Below are 19,390 nucleotides of genomic sequence, written 5' to 3'. Positions count from 1 at the left end.
GTACGGCAATCACCTGACGAAACCGCAACCCCGGCCCCTTCTCTGCGTGTTGATCAAAACGACTGCATGACTGGATGGCACGATGACCGATCTTCTCTCCCCAATGCTCCTGCCCGAAACAAGCTGGGTTCGACGCTCCGCCCATCGCCTGTGGCTCGCCGCTGAGGGACGTCGTCTGCTGCGTTTCGCCCAGGCCTCACGCATGGAAGGCGGCTTCGGAGCGCTCGGGCGTGATGGCTCGTTGCCCAAGGACGCGCAGCCTGATGGCATTCTCACCGCCCGCATGGTCCACGCGTTTTCGATGGCGACCCTGCAGGGCATTCCCGGCTGCCTGCCGCTGGTACGTCATGGGGTCGCAGCCTTGCTCGGCCCGCTCCACGACAAGGATCACGGAGGGTGGTTCGAAACGCCTTCGGCGCCGGATAATCGCAAACAGGCTTACCTGCACGCTTTCGTCGCACTCGCCGGATCGTCAGCCACGCTGCTGGGGGTCGAAGGCGGCGAAAAGCTCCTCTCCCTGGCTACGGAGATACTCGAAACGCATTACTGGTCGGAAGACGAAGGCGTCATGCGCGAAAGCTTTGCGCGTGACTGGAGCGACGAAGAGGATTATCGCGGGGCGAATGCTAATATGCATTCGACAGAGGCCTGCTTGGCCCTTGCCGATATCACTGGCAACGACGAATGGCTCAAGCGAGCCCACCGCATCGTCCATCGCTTTGTGCACGAAATTGCAGGCAGTCACGATTATTGCATGCCCGAGCATTTCAACCGCGACTGGGTACTACTGCGCGACTACAACAAGGACAAGCCGACAGACTCCCTTCGCCCTTATGGCATGACACCGGGGCATTTTGCAGAATGGGCCCATCTGACCGTCAAGGTCGAAGCCGCCCTTCTGCGTCGCGAAGGGGTTGCTCCCGGCTGGATGCTACATGATTCACGCGCGCTGCTAGACTCCGCCCTGCGCTATGGCTGGGCGCCCGACGGCAAGCCGGGCATGATCTACACGATCGACTGGGACCGTAAGCCGCACGTGACCGTGCGCGCACACTGGGTGCAGGCCGAGGCTGTTACCGCAGCGGTCAATCTGCTCAAGCGCACGGGCAGCCCGGCCTATGAAACCTGGTATCGCAAGCTCTGGGACTATATCGCCGAAGCACTGATCGACCACGAACATGGCGGCTGGCGTAACGAGGTGGATGCACAGGGGCGCATCTCCGGCGAAGTCTATCCTGACAAAGCCGATCTCTATCACGCGTTCCAAGCGACGGTGGCGCCCATCCTGCCGCTTTCCCCCTGCCTCACGCTGGCATTGCGTGAATCGGACATTGTCTAATCTGCATCGCCACACCCCGCCCTTGATCGGGCGGAATGTTTCAGGACTTATTCCGTGCCGCCGGGTGCGTCGATCTGGTCGTAACCGGTCGAGCCTGGCGGAGCCCCACGCGGGATGAGCGGCTCATCGGAAACATGAATGGCCTGCAACCGATCCGGCCCGAGACGACGAGCTACGACCAGCCTGCCGAAAGCGGTCTGATATCCATAGCCATCGGCGTAGATCGGCGCCCCGAGTTTGAGAAAATTCGTCCGCGCGCCCGAAGCGGGCACACGCAGCACCGTACCGGTATTGAGCACCGCCCCATTCAGGGCACCATCGCCGTCATGAAGCAATCTCACGATACGCCCTTCAGCATTGGCTGGGGGCGCGGAGGTCACGAGTTCAGGCATGGGAGCGGCGCAGAGATCGGTCGTGCCACTGAGCGCGAAGGCACGTACCAGATGGAGCGAGGGCGCTGCGAGCCCTTTCACGACCAGCATCACACCCGCACGCAGATGATGGTCCTGTGCAGCCAAACCGGGCGGCATTTCGACTTCAGTGCCATCCGCCAACAGGGCTCCGACAGCATCCCCCTGCGTGCCGGGCAAAAGGCGCTCGATTTTGCCGGAAAAGCGCGGCAGGTTGGCAAGATCGAACACACAAGTGCTTGAGAGGGCAGTATCGGTTGGCGGCGTTGTCGCAGCCAGCGCCGCGCCTGAAAACCCGGCGATAAGAGCTGTCAGCCCTATCGACGCGCAAAGCTTCTGCAACCGATTTTCCATTCTGCCCTCCTGTTTCGACCCGATGACCTGACCGTCAGTGACGGAAATGGCGCATGCCGGTAAAGACCATGGCGATTCCTGCTTCATCGGCTGCATCGATCACTTCCTGATCGCGGATCGACCCGCCCGGCTGGATGACGGCGACCGCACCTGCTGCAATTACGCTTTCAAGCCCGTCAGCAAACGGGAAGAAGGCGTCGGAAGCGGCGACGGAGCCTTGCGTCAGGGCAACGGTTTCACCAGCAGCTTCGGCAGCGTCGAGGCTCTTGCGCGCCGCAATGCGGGCTGAATCGACACGCGACATCTGACCCGCACCGATGCCCACCGTCGCACGATCCTTGGCGTAGATCACGGCGTTGGATTTGACATGCTTGGCGACACGGAACGCGAAAAGAAGATCGGCCATTTCGGCGTCCGTGGGCGCACGCTTGGTGACGACGCGCAGATCGGCTTCGGTCACCTGCCCTGCGTCACGGCTCTGCGCGAGAAAACCGCCAGCAACGGATTTGAACGTCAGCCCCTCGGAGGTTGCCGAAGGCACACCACCCGTCAGAAGCAGACGCAGGTTCTTCTTGCGGCTTAGCACGGTCTTTGCGCCCTCTGTCGCATCGGGCGCGACGATCACTTCGGTAAAGATCGTCGCGATCTGCTCCGCCGTCGCCTCATCGAGCGGGCGGTTGAGCGCCACGATGCCGCCGAAAGCCGAAACCGGGTCGCATTTCAACGCCGATTTCCACGCGGTTTCGAGCGTCTCGGCGCTGGCTACGCCACAGGGATTAGCATGCTTCACGATCACGACGCTCGGTTTGTCGAATTCGGCAACGGCCTCGAACGCAGCATCGGTGTCGTTCAGGTTGTTATAGCTCAGCGCCTTACCCTGAACCTGGGTCGCCGTGGCAATGCCATGACGCTTCTCTGAAGTGACGTAGAAGGCCGCGTTCTGATGCGGGTTTTCGCCGTAACGCAGAAGCTCGCGGCGGGTGCCGCTCAGCGTCATGGTCTCTGGCAGAGCATCGCCGCGCTGACCTGCAAACCAGGAAGCAATCATGGAATCATAAGCCGCAGTATGGGCATAGGCGGCACCGGCCCAGAGCTGGCGCTCGGCAAGAGTGGAGCCGCCCTCAGCCAGTGCGTCGATGAGCGAGTCATATTGTGCAGGCTCTGTCAGGATCACAACGTGAGCATGATTCTTGGCTGCCGCACGTATCAGCGCCGGGCCCCCGATATCGATATTTTCGATACAATCTTCAGCGCCAGCCCCCGACGCCACTGTCGCCGCAAAAGGATAGAGATTGACGCAGACGAGATCGATCGGCGCGATATTATGCTCGTCCATCTGGGCAAGATGCGCCTCAAGGTCGCGGCGCCCGAGAATGCCACCATGAATCTGCGGAACGAGCGTCTTGACACGGCCGTCCAGAATTTCGGGAAAACCCGTATGGTCGGAGACATCTGTCACGTCGAGCCCGGCATCGCGCAGCGCCTTGGCCGAGCCTCCGGTCGAAAGAAGCTGCGCCCCCTGCGCGACGAGCGCCCTGCCGAGCGCGATCAGCCCCGCCTTGTCTGAAACGGAGAGAAGCGCCCGACGAATGGGCAGACGATCGGGAGAGGACATGACGGGCTCCGGAATGGCTGATTTTCTGTGCTGCTCTTAGTTCCCCGCGCCCGTTTAGGCAATGAAGGCGTGATGCTGCGCCCTTGTCCCGTCATGATGCAGATTACGGGAGAGATAATGATAGGTCACGCAGCTCAGCAGGCCCAGGCAGCAGACGAGCAGAAGATATTCCCTGAAACTGCCTGTCTTTGCGTAGGGCCAGAGAGACACCCTGTTTTTCGACAGAGGGTAAAGCGCCCAACAGCCTCCGGTCATCAGATCGGCCACGATATGGCTGAGATAGCCGATCAGAAAGGCGCCCCAGGCGGAATGTAGCGACGCCACGCCATTGAAATGGATCAGCGCCCACGCGGCGAGCAGCGGCACGAAAAAGGAATGCGTAATGGTGCGGTGGCCCCATAGCCGGGATAGCGGTCTCGACAACCACACCATGCGGCAACCAAGAAGCGATCTCTCGGTGTCGAGATCGGGCGCCAGACTACCAAGGCCTGCCGCACATAGGCTCACAAACGAAAGGGGCACATAGCCCATGGATGAGGCGGTCACAGCGGAGGCGACACCAAGAACGATATGAGAACGTCCGATCATGCCGCCTTATGGCACCGCTTTGACTCCTACGTCCATCTTATTGATTCTAAAGCCGAGTTTTTTGATTTTGTGAGCGGTTTCCGGAGATACGAGAACCAGCGCTCACAGGAGGTATAAATTCAAAATATCTTTTATTAACAGCAATTTGTATAATCCAGATCATATGTGAGATCAAAACATACCAGGCAACAAAAGAAAGACTTCTTTCATATTATGAGGAGGATATTTCAACCTCCTCATTTTGCGATATTTTTTCCAGTAAATGCCGGGTATTCCCATCCACCACCCAGAGCCCGGTAGAGCGAGACGAAAGACGTCGCTATCTGGATACGGTTGGCGGAGAAATTCGCCTCTGCCTCAAGCGCCGCACGCTCGGTCGTGTCGACTTGCAGGAAATCGACCGCTCCTTCACGGTATTGCTGCTGGGCAATCGACACCGCCTTGCGGCTTTCCTGCCAGGCAATTTCTGTCTGAACGAGGCGCTTTTGCGCCTGCGCATAGGCAGTCAGCGCATTGTCCACCTCGTTCCAGGCCGTCATCACCGTCTGATGAAACGCCAGCGCCGCGTCTTTCTGCTCGGCTTTTCTCAGGGCCAACGTCCCGCGCAGGCGTCCACCCTCGAAAAGCGGCACCGAGAGCGTCGGCCCTGTGGCGAACTGACGCGAGGGTAAAGAGAAGAAATTGGCGGCGGAGAGAGTCTGGGTGCCCATCTGCCCGGTCAGGGTGATATCAGGATAGAATGCAGCAATCGCAACCCCGACCCCGGCGGTGGCCGCATGGAGGCGCGCCTCCGCCTCGCGAATATCGGGCCGTCTGCGTGCGAGTGCCGAGGGAAGACCGATCGGCGCCGCAGGCACAATAATCGGCAGAGCGCCATCGCGTCGCGCCAGTTCAACGGCGAGGCTGCGCGGCGGCTCATCGAGCAACAACCCGATAGCATTGATCAACGCGCTCTCGGCATTTTTGAGCGTAGGCAAGGCCGACGCCGTATTCGCCTGCTCGGTGCGCGCCTGCGCAAGGTCGAGTGTCGTCGCCGCGCCATTGCCAAAGCGTGACTCAACGAGCGCCACATCATGCTCGGCAACCGCCAGATGGCGTTCGGTTATGGCGATCTGGTCCTGCACGCCCCGAAGCTGCATATAGGAATTGACGAGCGTTGCCAGCGTGCTCAGAGCGAGACCATGGCGTGCCTCGACCGCAGCTTCCTGGGTGGCGTGTTGCGCCTCGACCGCGCGTCTGATCTGTCCGAAAAGATCGAGATCCCACGACGCGCCTAGCGTGTTCTGAAAGAAGTCATACTCGTTTGGCGCACCCGCTCTGGGCTGAACGAGAGAGATAAACCCCGTTTCACTCTGATGCGTGCGGGTGTACGAGCCGGCCCAGCCCATATTGGGTAGGCCCTGTGCTGCGGCGATACGCGTCTGCGACCGGGCTTCCTCGATACGCTGCATCCCGCGTTGAAGATCGATATTCTGTACTGCGAGACGATCGATCAGCCGGTTGAGCTCTGGGTCGTTGAAGAGTTTCCACCACGCGATATCGACAGGACCGCCATAAGTCGTGCCAGCCAGCCCTTGAGGCTGCTGTTCATACTGCGTGGGGGCTGTGATATCCGGACGCCTGAAATCGGGGCCCATCGTACAGCCTGCAAGCAGGGTCATTGCGAGCGACGACGCAGCCAGGCGAGCGGGACGCCTCATCGGGCGGTAATTCCGGTCGCGCTGTGCTGCTGCTCATCGACCACATTCTCGAGATGCGTATCGACGCTTGTTTCGACCGAAAATCCCATGCGCAGCAGCTTCGCCAAAGGCTGATTGGGAGCGACAATGATCTTTACCGGCAATCTCTGCACGATCTTGGTGAAATTGCCGGTGGCATTTTCCGGTGCAATAGGCGCGAACGCCGCACCGGAAGCCGGAGGAATACTGTCTACGATACCGTCCAGATCCATGTCATAGGCATCGACATGGATACGCGCATGCTGGCCGGGCCGCATGTGGCGCAAGGCGAGCTCGCGATAGTTCGCCATGATCCAGAGCTGATCCATGGGCACGACAGCCATCAAGGCCGCGCCGGGAGCCACATAATTGCCAGCCTGGACGGTCTTTTCGCCGACCATTCCGTCAAATGGTGCCCGTATCTCGGTATAGGAGAGATTGAGTTCATCCTGCCTGATGATTGCCCTGTCGATTTCCAGCGTCTTGAGCGACGCTTCGTGCCGCGCGCGCAGAATGGGGATATCGGCTTCCGCTGCCGCGATACGGGCGTTCATGCTGCGGAGATTGGCCTCCATCTCTCTCATGGAGGCGTCGGTAAGTTGACGCTCCTGATTGGAGCCCGCCCCTGTCTGGGCCAGGTTATGATAACGCTGGGCATTCTGACGGGCATAGACCAGCTGTGCACTGATGCGCGCCGCCTCTGCCTTGCTCTCCTCGATCATGCTCGGCTGACGCTCGACGGAGGCCTGAGCGTCGCTTACGAGGGCCTGGTCATGCACCAGCTGCGCCTTGCTACGCATGAGGGCCGTCTCATAGTCGCTCGGGTCTAGCCTGGCGAGAACCTGACCCGCCTTAACGCTCTGATTGTCGTCCACCAGCACTTTGACCACCTGCCCCGGCACACGTGGGGCGATGGTGGCGTAATGTGCCGTCACATAGGCGTCATTCGTCCATACATGTCGGGTCGGCAGGAAGATAATTGCCAGAACGACACCGCAGAAAACCACGATGACAAGTGCCGTAACGACGAACGGCCATTTTGCCGGGGCGCTTTCTTGATCGTCAGAAGCCATGGGTCAGGACTGTTTCTTTATGAACATGAGACGGGGAGGAAAAGTACGCTGCGGCAACAGGAGCACCGACACCATCAGACAAACCGTAATGGCGGCAATAATCATATAGGCGTCGGATAATTCCAGAACCGTCGTCTGGTGCGCCAGTTGCGACTTGAACGTCACGAGCGAATCTGCCGAGCGCGGCGTCCCATCGGGCAAGAGTGGCGCGGGTTTCTGAAGGGGGAGCGCATTGGCCTGATAGGTGCGATAGCGATCGACGCCGATACGATCCGTCAGACGGTTGGAATGCAACCCACCCCGCCAGCGATGGATAAGCTGCAAAAGCCAGATTCCGATGGCCTGCGCGACGGCGCGCGGCGTGTTCACCATCGCCGCCGCAAACGGCCCCTCTGCAGGGACGAGCGAATTTGTCGACATCATCAGCAGGGGCATGACGATCATGGCTTCACCCGCCCCCATGAAAATCTGCCAGAGATAGAACTCGTTGCGGTTCCACCCGACGGTCATGAAGCTGTCCCCCGCACAGGCCATGAGAATCAGCATCATACCGAGCAGACTGACGATACGGCTATCGACCGCTTTACTGTTGAGCACCAGGGCCATCAGAGGCAGCATGATCAACTGGATGCAGGCTATTTCGAGCGTGACGAGATAGATCTGCTCGGGTCGGTAACCGGCCACCTCCTGCAAAAAACTCGCGGGCAGCGTGGATGACGCAAGCGAGACCACCAGAAAAATCAGCAATGTCGAGGCGCCATAGGCAAAATTCCGTCTGCCCAGAAGCTGGAAGCGGAAAAGCGGCGTATGCTGGTTCCATTCATTATAAACCAGCAAAGGCAGGCAGATCAGAGCGACAAGCGCCAACACGCAGATAGCGGGTGAATTGAACCAGTCAAAACGGTCGCCCTGCTGCAGCATGGTCGAAAACGACCCGAATCCGAACAGGATGAGGAAGGCGCCTTTCCAGTCGAAATAACTGAAACGTCTGTAGTTGGGTTTTTCAGCTGGTAGCCCATACCAGAGTAGCGAAATGGCCAGACTGCCGAACGGCACAGCCTGCCAGAACACGAATCGCCAATCGACCAGATCTGTCCAGAGGCCAGCAAGAGCCGTACTCAGATTGGGGAAAAACGTGGCTGTCAGCGAATAAGCAGCGAGCCCGTAGAGCCGGATTGGCGGCGCCAGAACACGCAGTGCGATCATCAGCACAAGAGGGATAGCAAAGCCCCCGGCGAGACCTTCAACGATACGCAGGCCGTAAAGCAGTGTCAGATTATCGGTAAAAGGAATGAGCGAGGCGGACAGGCTCGCAGTCAGGGCAACGCAGATCGCAAATCGCCGCACGACAAAGGTCAGCGCAAGCCACGGCGCAAGCGACATGCCGAAAATTTCTGCCGAGAGATACAGGCTGTTGAACCACGTTCCGGCATCGTGGCTGAGGCCAAGGCCACCGAGAATATCGGGCAGGGATTGTGACGAGACCTGTTCGTTAAGCTCGGTCGTCATCGCGAGAACGATGACCCCGGCCAATCCAAAATAGGAACGCCCCTGTTTGGTCATGGGCGCGCTTCACCACCATGAAACTCTGCAAGGGCACTCTTCTGAGACATGAAACTTTATTCGGCGATTCCGCGCGTCGTTGCAATCGACACATGGATAAAACTTATCTTACTCGTCAGAAAACTCGCACTAGAGGGATGGGAAAAGAGATCAGCTCGACCGTCTTCCCTCCCCTTGTTGCGCCACGCCCTGTCTGACGAGCGTCATGCTTGCAGCCCAGCGTTGTTTTCGGTTCAGCGGCCGAGATGGGAGGCCCGATGAGCGCGCGATTCAATTGCACCGGCATCGAATGGACCGCTCGTCAGCCATGAACCGCCGACACAGCTCACTGCCGATTCAGCCAGCCATTCGGCGGCATTGTCTTCACTGATACCGCCCGTCGGACAAAAACGCACTTTACCGAAAACAGAGGCCAGCGCCTTCAGCGCGGGCAAACCGCCATTGGCCATGGCAGGAAAGAACTTGAAACGGCTCAGCCCCATATCGAGACCGCGCATGATGTCACCCGCATTGGCCACACCCGGCAGAAGCGGCACGTCATGGCGCTGCGCGGCCGCGGCCACCTCAGGCGTAAGGCCCGGGCTGACGATGAACTGCGCGCCCGCATCGACGGCGCGCGACAGATCGTCACCATTCAGCACGGTGCCGGCGCCGACATGAGCGCCTTCCACCTTCGACATCTCGCGGATGGCCTCAAGCGCACAATCGGTGCGCAAGGTCACTTCAAGCGTGGTCAACCCGCCCGCGACCAGCGCCTGCGCGATCGGGCGCGCCAGTGACAGATCCGGGATGACCAGAACCGGAATGACCGGACATTTGGTCATCACAGCGTCCAGCATTGTCGTGTCGAGCATGAATATCTTCCTTATCGAGTTCCGCGCCGTGACTATCCATCACGTCTTCCATGGCCGCGAGCATGGCCGATCCCCCTTTTTCCGCACTGTCGGAGCGGCTGCGCATGAGGGCGAACAGTTCGCGCCCCGTGCCTGCCCCTGCCAGTGGCGGCTGCGCAGGCTTGCGCGCTTCCCATATCGCAGGATCGACCAAGGCTTCAATCTCGCCCCGCTGGGCGCAGATGCGCAGGATATCGCCATCCTCAATGCAGGCAATCGGGCCGCCTGACTGTGCCTCGGGGCAGATATGAATAGCCGCAGGCACCTTGCCGCTTGCGCCAGACATGCGCCCGTCGGTCAGCAGCGCCACGCGATAGCCCTTGTCCTGCAACACGGCGAGGGTCGGGGTCAGGCGATGCAGCTCGGGCATACCATTGGCGTCAGGACCCTGAAAACGCACGACCACGATTACATCGCGATTGAGCTTTCCGGCCTTGAAGGCACTGATGACGTCTTCCTGCGTGTGGAACACGGCAGCCGGGGCCTCGATGGTCTGACGATCGTCATCGACGGCGCTGGTCTTGTAGATACCCCTTCCCAGCGAACCCTGAACGAGGCGCATGCCACCATCCTTGCGGAACGGGTCTTTCGTGTCGCGCAACACGCCACGATCTGCAGACGCACGGGCCGCACTGTAGAGCAGGGCCTCGCCTTCGAGACGGGCGCGGCAGGCGTAATCGGCGAACCCGCCCTTGGAGACGGTGAGGATATCCTGATGCAGCATGCCACCATCGCAGAGCGCGGCGATGAGGGTCGGCAACCCGCCCGCCTCCTGCATGGCATTCACGTCAGCCGAACCATTCGGATAGGCGCGGGTCAGCAAGGGCACGGCTGCGGAGAGCGTGTCGAGATCGCTCCAGTCGATGCAGATGCCCGCAGCGCGCGCAATTGCCGGAAGATGAATAGCGTGATTGGTCGAGCCACCCGTCGCGAGGAGCCCAACCGCCGCGTTGACGATCGCCTTCTCATCCACGAGCTGGGCCAGCGGACGGTGATCGTCACCCGGTCGCGCAATTTCGACCAGACGCTGAACGGCCTTGCGGTTGAGTGCCTGACGGATGCGGCTATTCGGGTTCCAGAAGGCGGAATCAGGAAGCATCAGCCCCATCAACTCGACCATCATCTGGTTGGTGTTGGCCGTGCCGTAGAAGGTGCAGGTGCCTGCGCTATGATAGGAGGCGGCTTCCGCCTCCATCAAGGCGCTGGAATCCACCTTACCCTCGGCATAAAGCTGACGAACACGCTGCTTCTCCTTATTGGGCAGACCCGAGGTCATCGGTCCGGCAGGTACGAGCAGTGCAGGCAGATGACCGAAGCGCAAAGCCCCCATGAGCAGACCGGGCACAATCTTGTCGCAGATGCCCAGAAGCGCCACGCCCTCGAACATGCCGTGGCTCAGGCCGATGGCCGTGCCCATGGCGATATTGTCGCGAGACAGCAGCGAGAGCTCCATGCCCTCCTGCCCCTGCGTGACGCCATCGCACATTGCGGGCACGCCGCCCGCCACCTGTACGGTAGCGCCAAGCTCGCGCGCGTAGAGCTTCATCTGATCGGGGTAACGCGCATAAGGCTGATGCGCCGACAGCATGTCATTATAGCTGGTGATCACGCCCAGATTGACGCCACCCCCGCGCATGAGACGTGCCTTGTCCTCCCCTGAAGCCGCAAGGGCATGCGCCAGATTGCCGCAGGCCAGACGCGGGCGTGAAATGCCCTTCTGACGATTGCGCTCCATCAAGGCAAGGTAACGGCGCCGCGACACGGCGGAGCGCTCAATAATGCGCTCGGTGACGGAAGCAACGACAGGATGAAGAGACATGGCGGCTCACTAGGGGCTGTGTTTCTGCTCGCGATTTCGCGAGGTGAGCCGTTGTAAAGTTCCTGTGATCTTCGGGTCAAGAGTAGTCGCGCAATAAAATTCCCCCGAAGGGCGGGTTTTTAAATTTTTATAACATTACCCATGCAACTTCCTGTTGCATGAGGAACACATCGCAATGAAAATGTCACAATTACCATGCGTGACGTCACATTACGTTATTGAAACCCTCAATCACGTTGTGCCATCTCGGGGGCAATTCGGCGTTCCTTCCGCCATCATTTCCTTTCGCGAAAGTGACCAATGGCCATTTCCCGCATTCGCCTCCGCCATGCCTCGTTGCTGCTCGGTGCGACCATTCTTGCCGGTGTAAGCGTTACCGCTCAGGCAGCCACAAACACGACCACGACGCAGAAGGCGGCACACAAGACCGCCACCAAGCGCAGCGCCCATGCAGCGACGAAAGCCGCGGTAGCGAGCTCAACACCCGCTGCGGTTTCGGCTGCAACGCCGGTGCGCATGCGACGCAGCGCTTTGCAAAGCCTCCCTGGCCCCGCTCCTGCGGGAAATGAAAGCATCACGGTCGTGGGTTCGGCACTCAGCACGTCGAACAACACCAACGCAAACCCGGTCCAGATCATCACCGCCAAGCAGATCGCCCAGACAGGCGTTAACAATCTGAGCGACTACTTCATGCGCCTTCCGTCGGTTGGTTCCAGCGCGACGACGAACGCCGTCACAAATGGCGGAGGCGGTGTCTCTTGTACTGATCTTCGCAACCTCGGTACCAACCGCGTGCTGGTGTTGATCGACGGCAAACGCACGACCATCAACGGCAATTCGAATTGCGTCGATCTCAACTCCATCCCGCTTCAACAGGTTGCGAGTGTTGAAATCCTTAAGGACGGCGGCTCCGAGCTATACGGTGCCGATGCCGTTTCCGGTGTCATCAACATCAAGATGCGTCACGATGTGAACACCGGCAACATCACGATGCGCGGCAGCATCTCGCAATATGGCGATGCCCCCGAAGGCATGCTTTCGGCTTTCAAAGGCTGGAACTTCGACCATGGCAAAGGCAACATCACCCTGTTCGGTCAGTACCTGACCTCGACAGGCGTCATGCAGCGTAATCGTGCCTGGGCCAACCCGGTCGCCCTGACGAACCCGGTTTCGGGCCAACCCACTTACGGCTCGTCCTACAGCACTAACGGAGTGTTTTATCCGGATAGCGGCAACGGTAAGGGCTACACAACGCATGACAATGGCCAGACGGTCGTGCCATTTACAAAAGCGGATCGTTATCCCTTCAATCGCGATACCAGCCTCACCAACAATTATCAGGATTCTTCGCTTTCAGGTGATGCACATTACGATGTGAACAAGCATCTGACCGTCTATGCAAACGTGCTTTACAGCCACCGCACGACCAACAGCTTCATGGCACCCGAGCCCATGACAGGCTCGATCCCGCCCAGCACACTTCCCAACGCAGTCAATGTACCGGGCGATTATCCCGGCAACCCGTTCGGTGAGGACACGACTGTCTATCGTCGCATGGGCGAATGGGGGCCCCGCCGTTATGAACGCGCGTCAGACACCGTTACCGGCATATTCGGCGCAAAGGGCGAAATTACCCATGGATGGATGTACGATGCGTCCTACACCTATGGTGTAAACCGTGAAAACGTTCGCAGTCTCAACATTGGCAACTACGCCAACCTGCTCAACACCTGGGGTCTGCGCGCAACCGATCCCGGCAACCCGGACACCAGCCTCGCCTATGATCCGAGCGTATGTCAGGCATCGGCAGGTTGCGAACTTTCCTCACCGTTCGGCAAGCTGACGCCGCAGGGCGCTGCCTATACCAATTACACCACTGTCGAGAACATTCAGTATCAGTTCCGCGACACCAACTTCCGTGTGCATAACAACCATGTCGTTTCGATGCCTTGGAAAAACGGCGGCGAGCTTGGTATCGCCCTTGGGATGGAACACCGCAGCGAGCAGATGAGCGATAGCCCCGATCCTCTGGTCGCGCAGGGTCTAACACTGACTAACACCCAAGCCTATACAGGCGGCGGTTTCAATGTTTCCGAGGGCTATCTCGAAGGTAAGCTGAATCTGCTGAAGAACGCCTTCCTTGCGAAGGATCTGACGATCGACGCTCAGGGCCGTTATTCGTCCTACAACACCTTTGGCTCCGCCAAGAACTGGAAGGTCGCCATCAACTGGGCGCCCAACCGCGATATTCGTTTTCGTGGAACTCTGGGTACTTCCTATCGTCAGCCAAACATCTTCGAGCTCTTCGGCGGTCAGCAGCTGAGCTATGTAACCGCGTATGATCCTTGCTCGCAGGTCGCCAGCTATGGTGCATCCTCGCCGACCGTTGCAGCCACCTGCGCCCGCCAGGGCATAGGCTCGGGTTTCGAGATGCGCAATTCGGCCCAGGTGCCGACCCTCCAGGGCGGCAACTCTCAGGTCAAGCCTGAGACCGGTCGCACCTACACATTTGGTACTGTGCTGACACCGCACTGGGTCCCAGGTCTCTCGCTTTCGGTCGAGTACTGGCATTACACACTCAAAAACATGATCAGTGTCATCGGCACACAGTATCTGCTCGATCAGTGCTATACGGGCGCAAATACCGGCTATTGCTCGGCCATCGTGCGTAATGCTCAGACCCAGCAGATCCAGACAGCTACGGCGATGTACGAAAATCTGGGCGGCCTGCATACAAGCGGTATCGACTTCGATCTGGATTACACCTTCCGTATCACCCGTCATGACCGCCTGAACCTGAGCAACAACTTTCAGCAGCTGGTCAGCTATCAGCAGCAATATGTGCCGGGTGGTCAGTGGTACAATTACGACGGTCGTCTGCTCTATAATAATCAGACGGGTCAGCCCCGCGTGCGTGACTACGCGACGGCAACATGGCGCCATGACGATTTCAGCTTCATCTACATGATGAGCTACACAGGCGGCATGGTCTGGAATAATCAGTCTGCCGACCTCGTGAAGGGATCCGTGGGCCGTTATAAAACACCCGGCATCTTCACCCACGACATCACGCTGGCCTATCAGCTGAACCGCTGGAACTTCCAGACTGGTGTGCGCAACCTGTTTGATAAGAAGCCGCCCTATGTCGTCGACGGCGGAACAAACACCAACGTTTACCAGTACGGTAACCTCGTCATGGGCCGTAACGTCTTCGTTCAGGCTGGTGTGAACTTCTGATCGCTCCAGGCTTCTGAAGGCGACAAAACCCGGCATCCCAAGATGCCGGGTTTTTTTGTGCGATATCTCATACAGATTGAGACAGATCACACGCATTGGTGAATTGCATCCCAGAAGCTGAGTGGGAATATGACAACTTCGTAAGAGTTTGGATGAGTTCCCATGGAAGTTGTGATTGGCGTGGATGTCGGGACAGGCAGCGCGCGCGCTGGTGTGTTTTCCCTGACCGGACAGAAGCTTGCTTCCTGTGTAATCGCGACTCAGACCTGGCGCCCTCAGGCTGATTTCATTCAGCAATCCTCCACGGATATATGGGCCGCGATCTGCAAATGTGTGCGTTCTGCCATGGAAGAGATTGCCGACCGATCCCCGGTTGTTCGGGGTATCGGTTTCGATGCGACCTGTTCGCTCGTCGTGCTCGACCGCGAAGGAAAGCCCCTCTCCGTCGACCCGAAAGGCGCGGCCGAGCAGGACGTGATCCTCTGGGCCGATCATCGCGCCATGAAAGAGGCCGACGACATCAATGCGGGTAAATACGATGTGCTGCGTTACGTCGGCGGCACCATATCGCCCGAAATGGAAACGCCCAAACTCCTCTGGCTCAAGCGCAACATGCCCGAGACCTTTGCAAAGGCCGGGTATTTCTTCGATCTCCCTGATTATCTAACCTGGCGTGCTACCGGCGCCGAGTCACGCAGTTGCTGTTCGACTGTGTGCAAATGGACCTATCTCGCCCACGACAACGGTTGGGACGACAGCTATTTCGCCGCGATCGGCCTCGAGGAACTGGTCGAGGAGAAATATCGCCGTATCGGTGACACGGTGCGTTCCCTTGGCGAAGCCGTCGGCAATGGGCTGAGCGATGTTGCCGCCCGCGAACTCGGGCTCGAAGCCGGTATCCCGGTGGGTGTCTCGGCAATCGATGCCCATGCGGGTGGGATCGGCGTTCTCGGCGCCGCATCGGGAGAGACGCTCGATGACGCTGCGCTCGATCGCAGCCTCGCCTTGATTGGCGGCACGTCAAGCTGCCACATGGCCGTGTCGCGTGATGCCCGTTATGTCGACGGCATCTGGGGCCCCTATTCGGAAGCCATGCTGCCCGGCATGTGGCTGAACGAGGCAGGTCAATCGGCGGTCGGCTCGTTGGTCGATTTCGTGATCACGACCCATGCGCAGGGCCCGGCTTTGGCCGAAAAGGCGAAGGCAGAAGGCCGCACGATTTATGAATTACTGAATGAGCGCCTCGCCGAGCTGGAAAAAGACGCCCTGCCCGGCACACTGACGGCTGAGTTCCATGTGCTGCCCGATTTTCATGGCAACCGTTCGCCGCATGCCGACCCCACGCTAAAGGGCATGGTGAGCGGCTTGAGCCTTTCGGCAACGATCGATGATCTCGCCAAACTCTATCTCGGCACCATTCAGGCCTTGGCCTATGGCACACGCGATATCATCCGCGCCCTCAATGAGAAGGGTTATGCGATAGACACCATTTTCGCGACCGGTGGCGGGACGAAAAACCCCGTCTTCCTGCGCGAACATGCCAACGCCACTGGCTGTCGCATCATGCTGCCTCAGGAAACCGATGCCGTACTCCTCGGTTCGGCCATTCTCGGTGCCGTCGCGGGGGGCGCGTATGACGACATGCGTAGTGCCATGTCGCAAATGGCTCGCGTCGGGGCGGAAGTTGCGCCCGATGGACGCACTAAGCGCTATCACAACGCGAAATTCGCCGTGTTCCAGTCCATGCATGAGGAGCAACTGCGTCATCGCGCCCTGATGCGTGAAGCGCTTTCTGCCTGAACGCCCTTCTCATCTCCGGGACGCCCTCCAGTCACGGTCGTCCTGTGTCTTTCACCAGAGTTTTCCTTCACAGCCAGTACAGGCGGCAAGCCGCCTGCGGAGCTCGCCTATGGAAGCCGTCATTGCCTCACCGGAACGGGTGAAACGTAAATCGGGCGCAGGAGCTTTTCTCTCCCCTGCCGTGATTATTCTACTGATCTGGTCTTTGCTCCCGCTCGTTCTGACGCTTTGGTATTCGTTCCAGAACTACAATCTTGTCGACCCCACGCTCAAGGGGTTCGCCGGATTCAGTAATTACGTCTATCTGCTGACCGACCCCGATTTTCTTTATGCCCTTCTCAATACGGTCCTGCTCGTTCTGGGCGTGCTGGTCGTCAGCGTAGGCGGCGGTATTTTGCTCGCTGTCCTTTACGACCAGGATTTCTGGGGGCGCGGCATCGCGCGCGTGCTGGTCATCTCGCCATTTTTCGTGATGCCAACCGTCTCGGCCCTTCTCTGGAAGAACCTGATGCTACACCCGATATATGGGGTGTATAGCGCCATGATGCGGGCTGTCGGGCTTCAACCCATAGACTGGCTCGCCCATTACCCGATGCAGACAGTCATGATGATTGTCGCGTGGGAGTGGCTACCCTTCGCCGTGCTCATTCTTCTGACCGCAGTGCAGTCGCTCGATCATGAGCAGAAGGAAGCTGCACGCATGGATGGCGCCGGACCGATTGCGCGGTTCCGCTATATCATCCTGCCGCATCTGAGCCGCGCGATTACAGTCGTGGTCATGATCGAGACGATCTATCTCCTGACCGTGTTTGCCGAAATTTCGGTCACGACGTCCGGCGGGCCCGGCGTTGCCTCGACCAATCTCGCCTTCCTGATCTTCTCTCGCGCATTGCAGCAATTCGATATCGGCGGTGCGTCGGCTGGCGGCGTGATTGCGATTATCATCGCCAACATCATCGCGGCCTTCCTCGTTCGTGCGGTTGCCCGCAATCTGGAGGCATAAGATCATGGCAAGCAACACGAAACGCCTGCCCAAAATCGCCCTCGGCCTCATCGGCTGGGCGGTGGCGCTCTGGATCTTCTTTCCAATCTTCTGGATGGTGCTGACGGGCTTCAAAAGCGAGATGGATGCCATCTCGACACCGCCACATCTCATTTTCCACCCAACGCTCCAGAGCTATCACGACGTATTCGCCCAGGAGAATTACTGGCACTTCACGTTCAACACTGTGTTTATGTCGGTACTCGCCACAGGTGGCGCGCTGCTTCTGGGCGTTCCTGCGGCCTACTCCATGGCGTTTTACCCCGGCAAACGCACACGTGGCACGCTGCTCTGGATGCTCTCGACGCGCATGTTGCCGCCGGTCGGCGTGCTGGTGCCGGTCTATCTGATTGCCAAATCGACGGGTCTGCTCGATACGGTCATCGGTCTGGCCATTATCAATCTGCTGACCAATCTGCCGATTATCGTCTGGATGCTCTACACCTTCTTCAAGGAGGTCCCTGTGCCGATCCTTGAGGCTGGCCGGATGGACGGCGCCAATCGCTGGCAGGAAATCAGCGTGGTGCTTCTGCCCCTCGCCTTGCCCGGCATCGCCTCAACCGCTCTGCTCTCGCTCATCCTGTGCTGGAACGAGGCTTTCTGGTCGCTCAATCTGACCTCGTCCAATGCGGCGCCACTGGCGAGCTTCATCGCTTCCTTTTCGTCACCCGAGGGGCTGTTTTTCGCCAAGCTCTCTGCCGCATCGACGCTCGCTGTCGCACCGATCCTGGTTTTCGGCTGGTTCAGCCAGAAGCAGCTCGTCCGTGGCCTGACCTTCGGCGCTGTGAAATGACCCTTATTGCCCGCCTCTCACGCACTCCTGGAGTGACCCATGGCCAAAGTTGAACTGCGCGATATCCGCAAAACCTATCACGCGGAAGAAATCATCAAGGGCGTTTCGCTCGACATCAATGACGAAGAATTCGTCGTTTTCGTTGGCCCCTCGGGATGCGGCAAATCAACCTTACTGCGCATGATCGCCGGGCTCGAAGAAATTTCGGGCGGCGATCTGATGATCGACGGCAAGCGCGTCAATGACGTCGAGCCTGCCAAGCGTGGCCTTGCCATGGTCTTTCAGTCCTATGCGCTCTACCCGCATATGAACGTCTACCAGAACATGGAATTCGGGCTGAAGCTGGCCGGAATGCCGGAGGCTGAGCGACGTCAGAAAATAACCGATGTCGCGAAAACGCTTCAGCTCGATTCCTATCTCAAGCACAAGCCCGGTCAGCTTTCAGGTGGCCAGAGACAGCGCGTGGCGATTGGGCGTGCCATCGTGCGTAACCCAAAGGTGTTCCTGTTTGATGAACCCCTATCGAATCTCGACGCAGCCCTGCGCGGGCAGATGCGTGTCGAACTCGCCACGCTACATCGCCGCCTCAAGGCCACGACCATCTATGTGACTCACGATCAGGTCGAAGCCATGACCATGGCCGACAAGATTGTCGTGCTGCAAAAGGGCGTCGTCGAGCAAGTCGGCTCACCACTCGAACTTTATCACCATCCGCGCAATCTCTTCGTCGCCCGCTTCATCGGGTCGCCCCCGATGAATTTCCTCCCCGTGACCGTGCGCGCCGTCAGTGAGAACGGCATTGCGGTGGCGCCCGATCATGGCGATCCCGTTATCGTGCCGGTCCTGCCGGGCGACAGCGCCTCGGCGGAAGCCATGACGCTGGGTGTGCGCCCCGAGCATATCGTGCTTGATCCGAACGGACAGATCGAAGGCGTCATCCGCATGGTCGAGCGCCTTGGGGCGCTGACGCTCTTGCACGTCGCAATGCCCGACGGAGCAGTGATTATCGTGCAGACCGATGGCGACCATGGCGGCGAAATCGACAGCAGCGTTCGCCTGCGTCTCCTCTCTGAAAATTGTCATCTCTTCGACGCAAGAGGGATGGCGCTGACAAAGCTCATGCGCCACCGTCTCGCCGGTTAACAA

General features: G+C 59.1%; 14 protein-coding genes. 6 read left to right on the top strand and 8 right to left on the bottom strand.

Going from position 1 to position 19,390, the window contains the following annotated elements:
* Positions 1-82 precede the first annotated feature (82 nt).
* Entirely contained in the window at positions 83-1,339 is a 1,257-nt protein-coding gene (locus tag ABHV46_RS00495) for an AGE family epimerase/isomerase (RefSeq protein WP_438382254.1), read from the top strand.
* 47 nt (positions 1,340-1,386) lie between these two features.
* On the opposite strand, the gene ABHV46_RS00490 is transcribed toward ABHV46_RS00495, so the two are convergent.
* The 8 genes from ABHV46_RS00490 to edd all read right to left on the bottom strand — a co-directional run bounded on the left by ABHV46_RS00490 (position 1,387) and on the right by edd (position 11,372).
* Positions 1,387-2,103: a hypothetical protein gene (locus ABHV46_RS00490; RefSeq protein ID WP_438382253.1), complete on the bottom strand. Its 717-nt coding sequence runs from the start codon at positions 2,101-2,103 to the stop codon at positions 1,387-1,389.
* A gap of 34 nt (positions 2,104-2,137) precedes the next feature.
* Positions 2,138-3,718: a bifunctional phosphoribosylaminoimidazolecarboxamide formyltransferase/IMP cyclohydrolase gene (purH, locus tag ABHV46_RS00485; RefSeq protein ID WP_438382252.1), complete on the bottom strand. Its 1,581-nt coding sequence runs from the start codon at positions 3,716-3,718 to the stop codon at positions 2,138-2,140.
* Between the two features lie 54 nt (positions 3,719-3,772).
* A complete protein-coding gene (locus ABHV46_RS00480; RefSeq protein WP_438382251.1) occupies positions 3,773-4,306 on the bottom strand; it encodes a metal-dependent hydrolase in 534 nt (177 codons plus the stop codon).
* 236 nt (positions 4,307-4,542) lie between these two features.
* Entirely contained in the window at positions 4,543-6,006 is a 1,464-nt protein-coding gene (locus ABHV46_RS00475; protein ID WP_438382250.1) for an efflux transporter outer membrane subunit, read from the bottom strand.
* Entirely contained in the window at positions 6,003-7,097 is a 1,095-nt protein-coding gene (locus ABHV46_RS00470; RefSeq protein ID WP_438382249.1) for an HlyD family secretion protein, read from the bottom strand. The genes ABHV46_RS00475 and ABHV46_RS00470 overlap by 4 nt, the downstream gene beginning before the upstream one ends.
* Before the next feature lie 3 nt (positions 7,098-7,100).
* The gene (locus ABHV46_RS00465) at positions 7,101-8,660 is read right to left on the bottom strand and encodes an MFS transporter (protein WP_438382248.1); all 1,560 of its coding nucleotides are present in this window, start codon (positions 8,658-8,660) and stop codon (positions 7,101-7,103) included.
* Between the two features lie 233 nt (positions 8,661-8,893).
* Positions 8,894-9,484 (bottom strand): bifunctional 4-hydroxy-2-oxoglutarate aldolase/2-dehydro-3-deoxy-phosphogluconate aldolase, encoded by a 591-nt coding sequence (gene eda / locus ABHV46_RS00460; RefSeq protein WP_438382247.1) that lies wholly within the window; start codon positions 9,482-9,484, stop codon positions 8,894-8,896.
* A complete protein-coding gene (edd, locus tag ABHV46_RS00455) occupies positions 9,384-11,372 on the bottom strand; it encodes a phosphogluconate dehydratase (RefSeq protein ID WP_438382246.1) in 1,989 nt (662 codons plus the stop codon). The genes eda and edd overlap by 101 nt, the downstream gene beginning before the upstream one ends.
* 300 nt (positions 11,373-11,672) lie before the next feature.
* Here edd and ABHV46_RS00450 point away from each other — a divergent pair, with 300 nt between their 5' ends.
* The 5 genes from ABHV46_RS00450 to ABHV46_RS00430 all read left to right on the top strand — a co-directional run bounded on the left by ABHV46_RS00450 (position 11,673) and on the right by ABHV46_RS00430 (position 19,387).
* Positions 11,673-14,609, top strand: a complete 2,937-nt coding sequence (locus ABHV46_RS00450; protein ID WP_438382245.1) for a TonB-dependent receptor plug domain-containing protein — start codon at positions 11,673-11,675, stop codon at positions 14,607-14,609.
* A gap of 162 nt (positions 14,610-14,771) precedes the next feature.
* Positions 14,772-16,409, top strand: coding sequence for an FGGY-family carbohydrate kinase (locus ABHV46_RS00445; protein ID WP_438382244.1), 1,638 nt, complete (start codon positions 14,772-14,774; stop codon positions 16,407-16,409).
* A gap of 109 nt (positions 16,410-16,518) precedes the next feature.
* Complete coding sequence (locus ABHV46_RS00440; RefSeq protein ID WP_336945407.1) at positions 16,519-17,412, top strand: carbohydrate ABC transporter permease; 894 nt, start codon at positions 16,519-16,521, stop codon at positions 17,410-17,412.
* A 4-nt stretch (positions 17,413-17,416) separates the two neighbouring features.
* On the top strand, positions 17,417-18,244 hold the full coding sequence (locus ABHV46_RS00435; protein WP_336945408.1) for a carbohydrate ABC transporter permease: 828 nt from the start codon (positions 17,417-17,419) through the stop codon (positions 18,242-18,244).
* Between the two features lie 39 nt (positions 18,245-18,283).
* Positions 18,284-19,387 carry an ABC transporter ATP-binding protein gene (locus ABHV46_RS00430; protein ID WP_438382243.1) on the top strand — a complete coding sequence of 368 codons (1,104 nt, stop codon included), beginning with the start codon at positions 18,284-18,286 and terminating at the stop codon, positions 19,385-19,387.
* Positions 19,388-19,390 lie beyond the last annotated feature (3 nt).

This window comes from Asaia sp. BMEF1 (assembly GCF_051628905.1).
Lineage (GTDB): Bacteria > Pseudomonadota > Alphaproteobacteria > Acetobacterales > Acetobacteraceae > Asaia.
The sequence above is the reverse complement of the archived record's forward strand: the minus strand, read 5'-3'. Positions and strand labels throughout refer to the sequence as shown.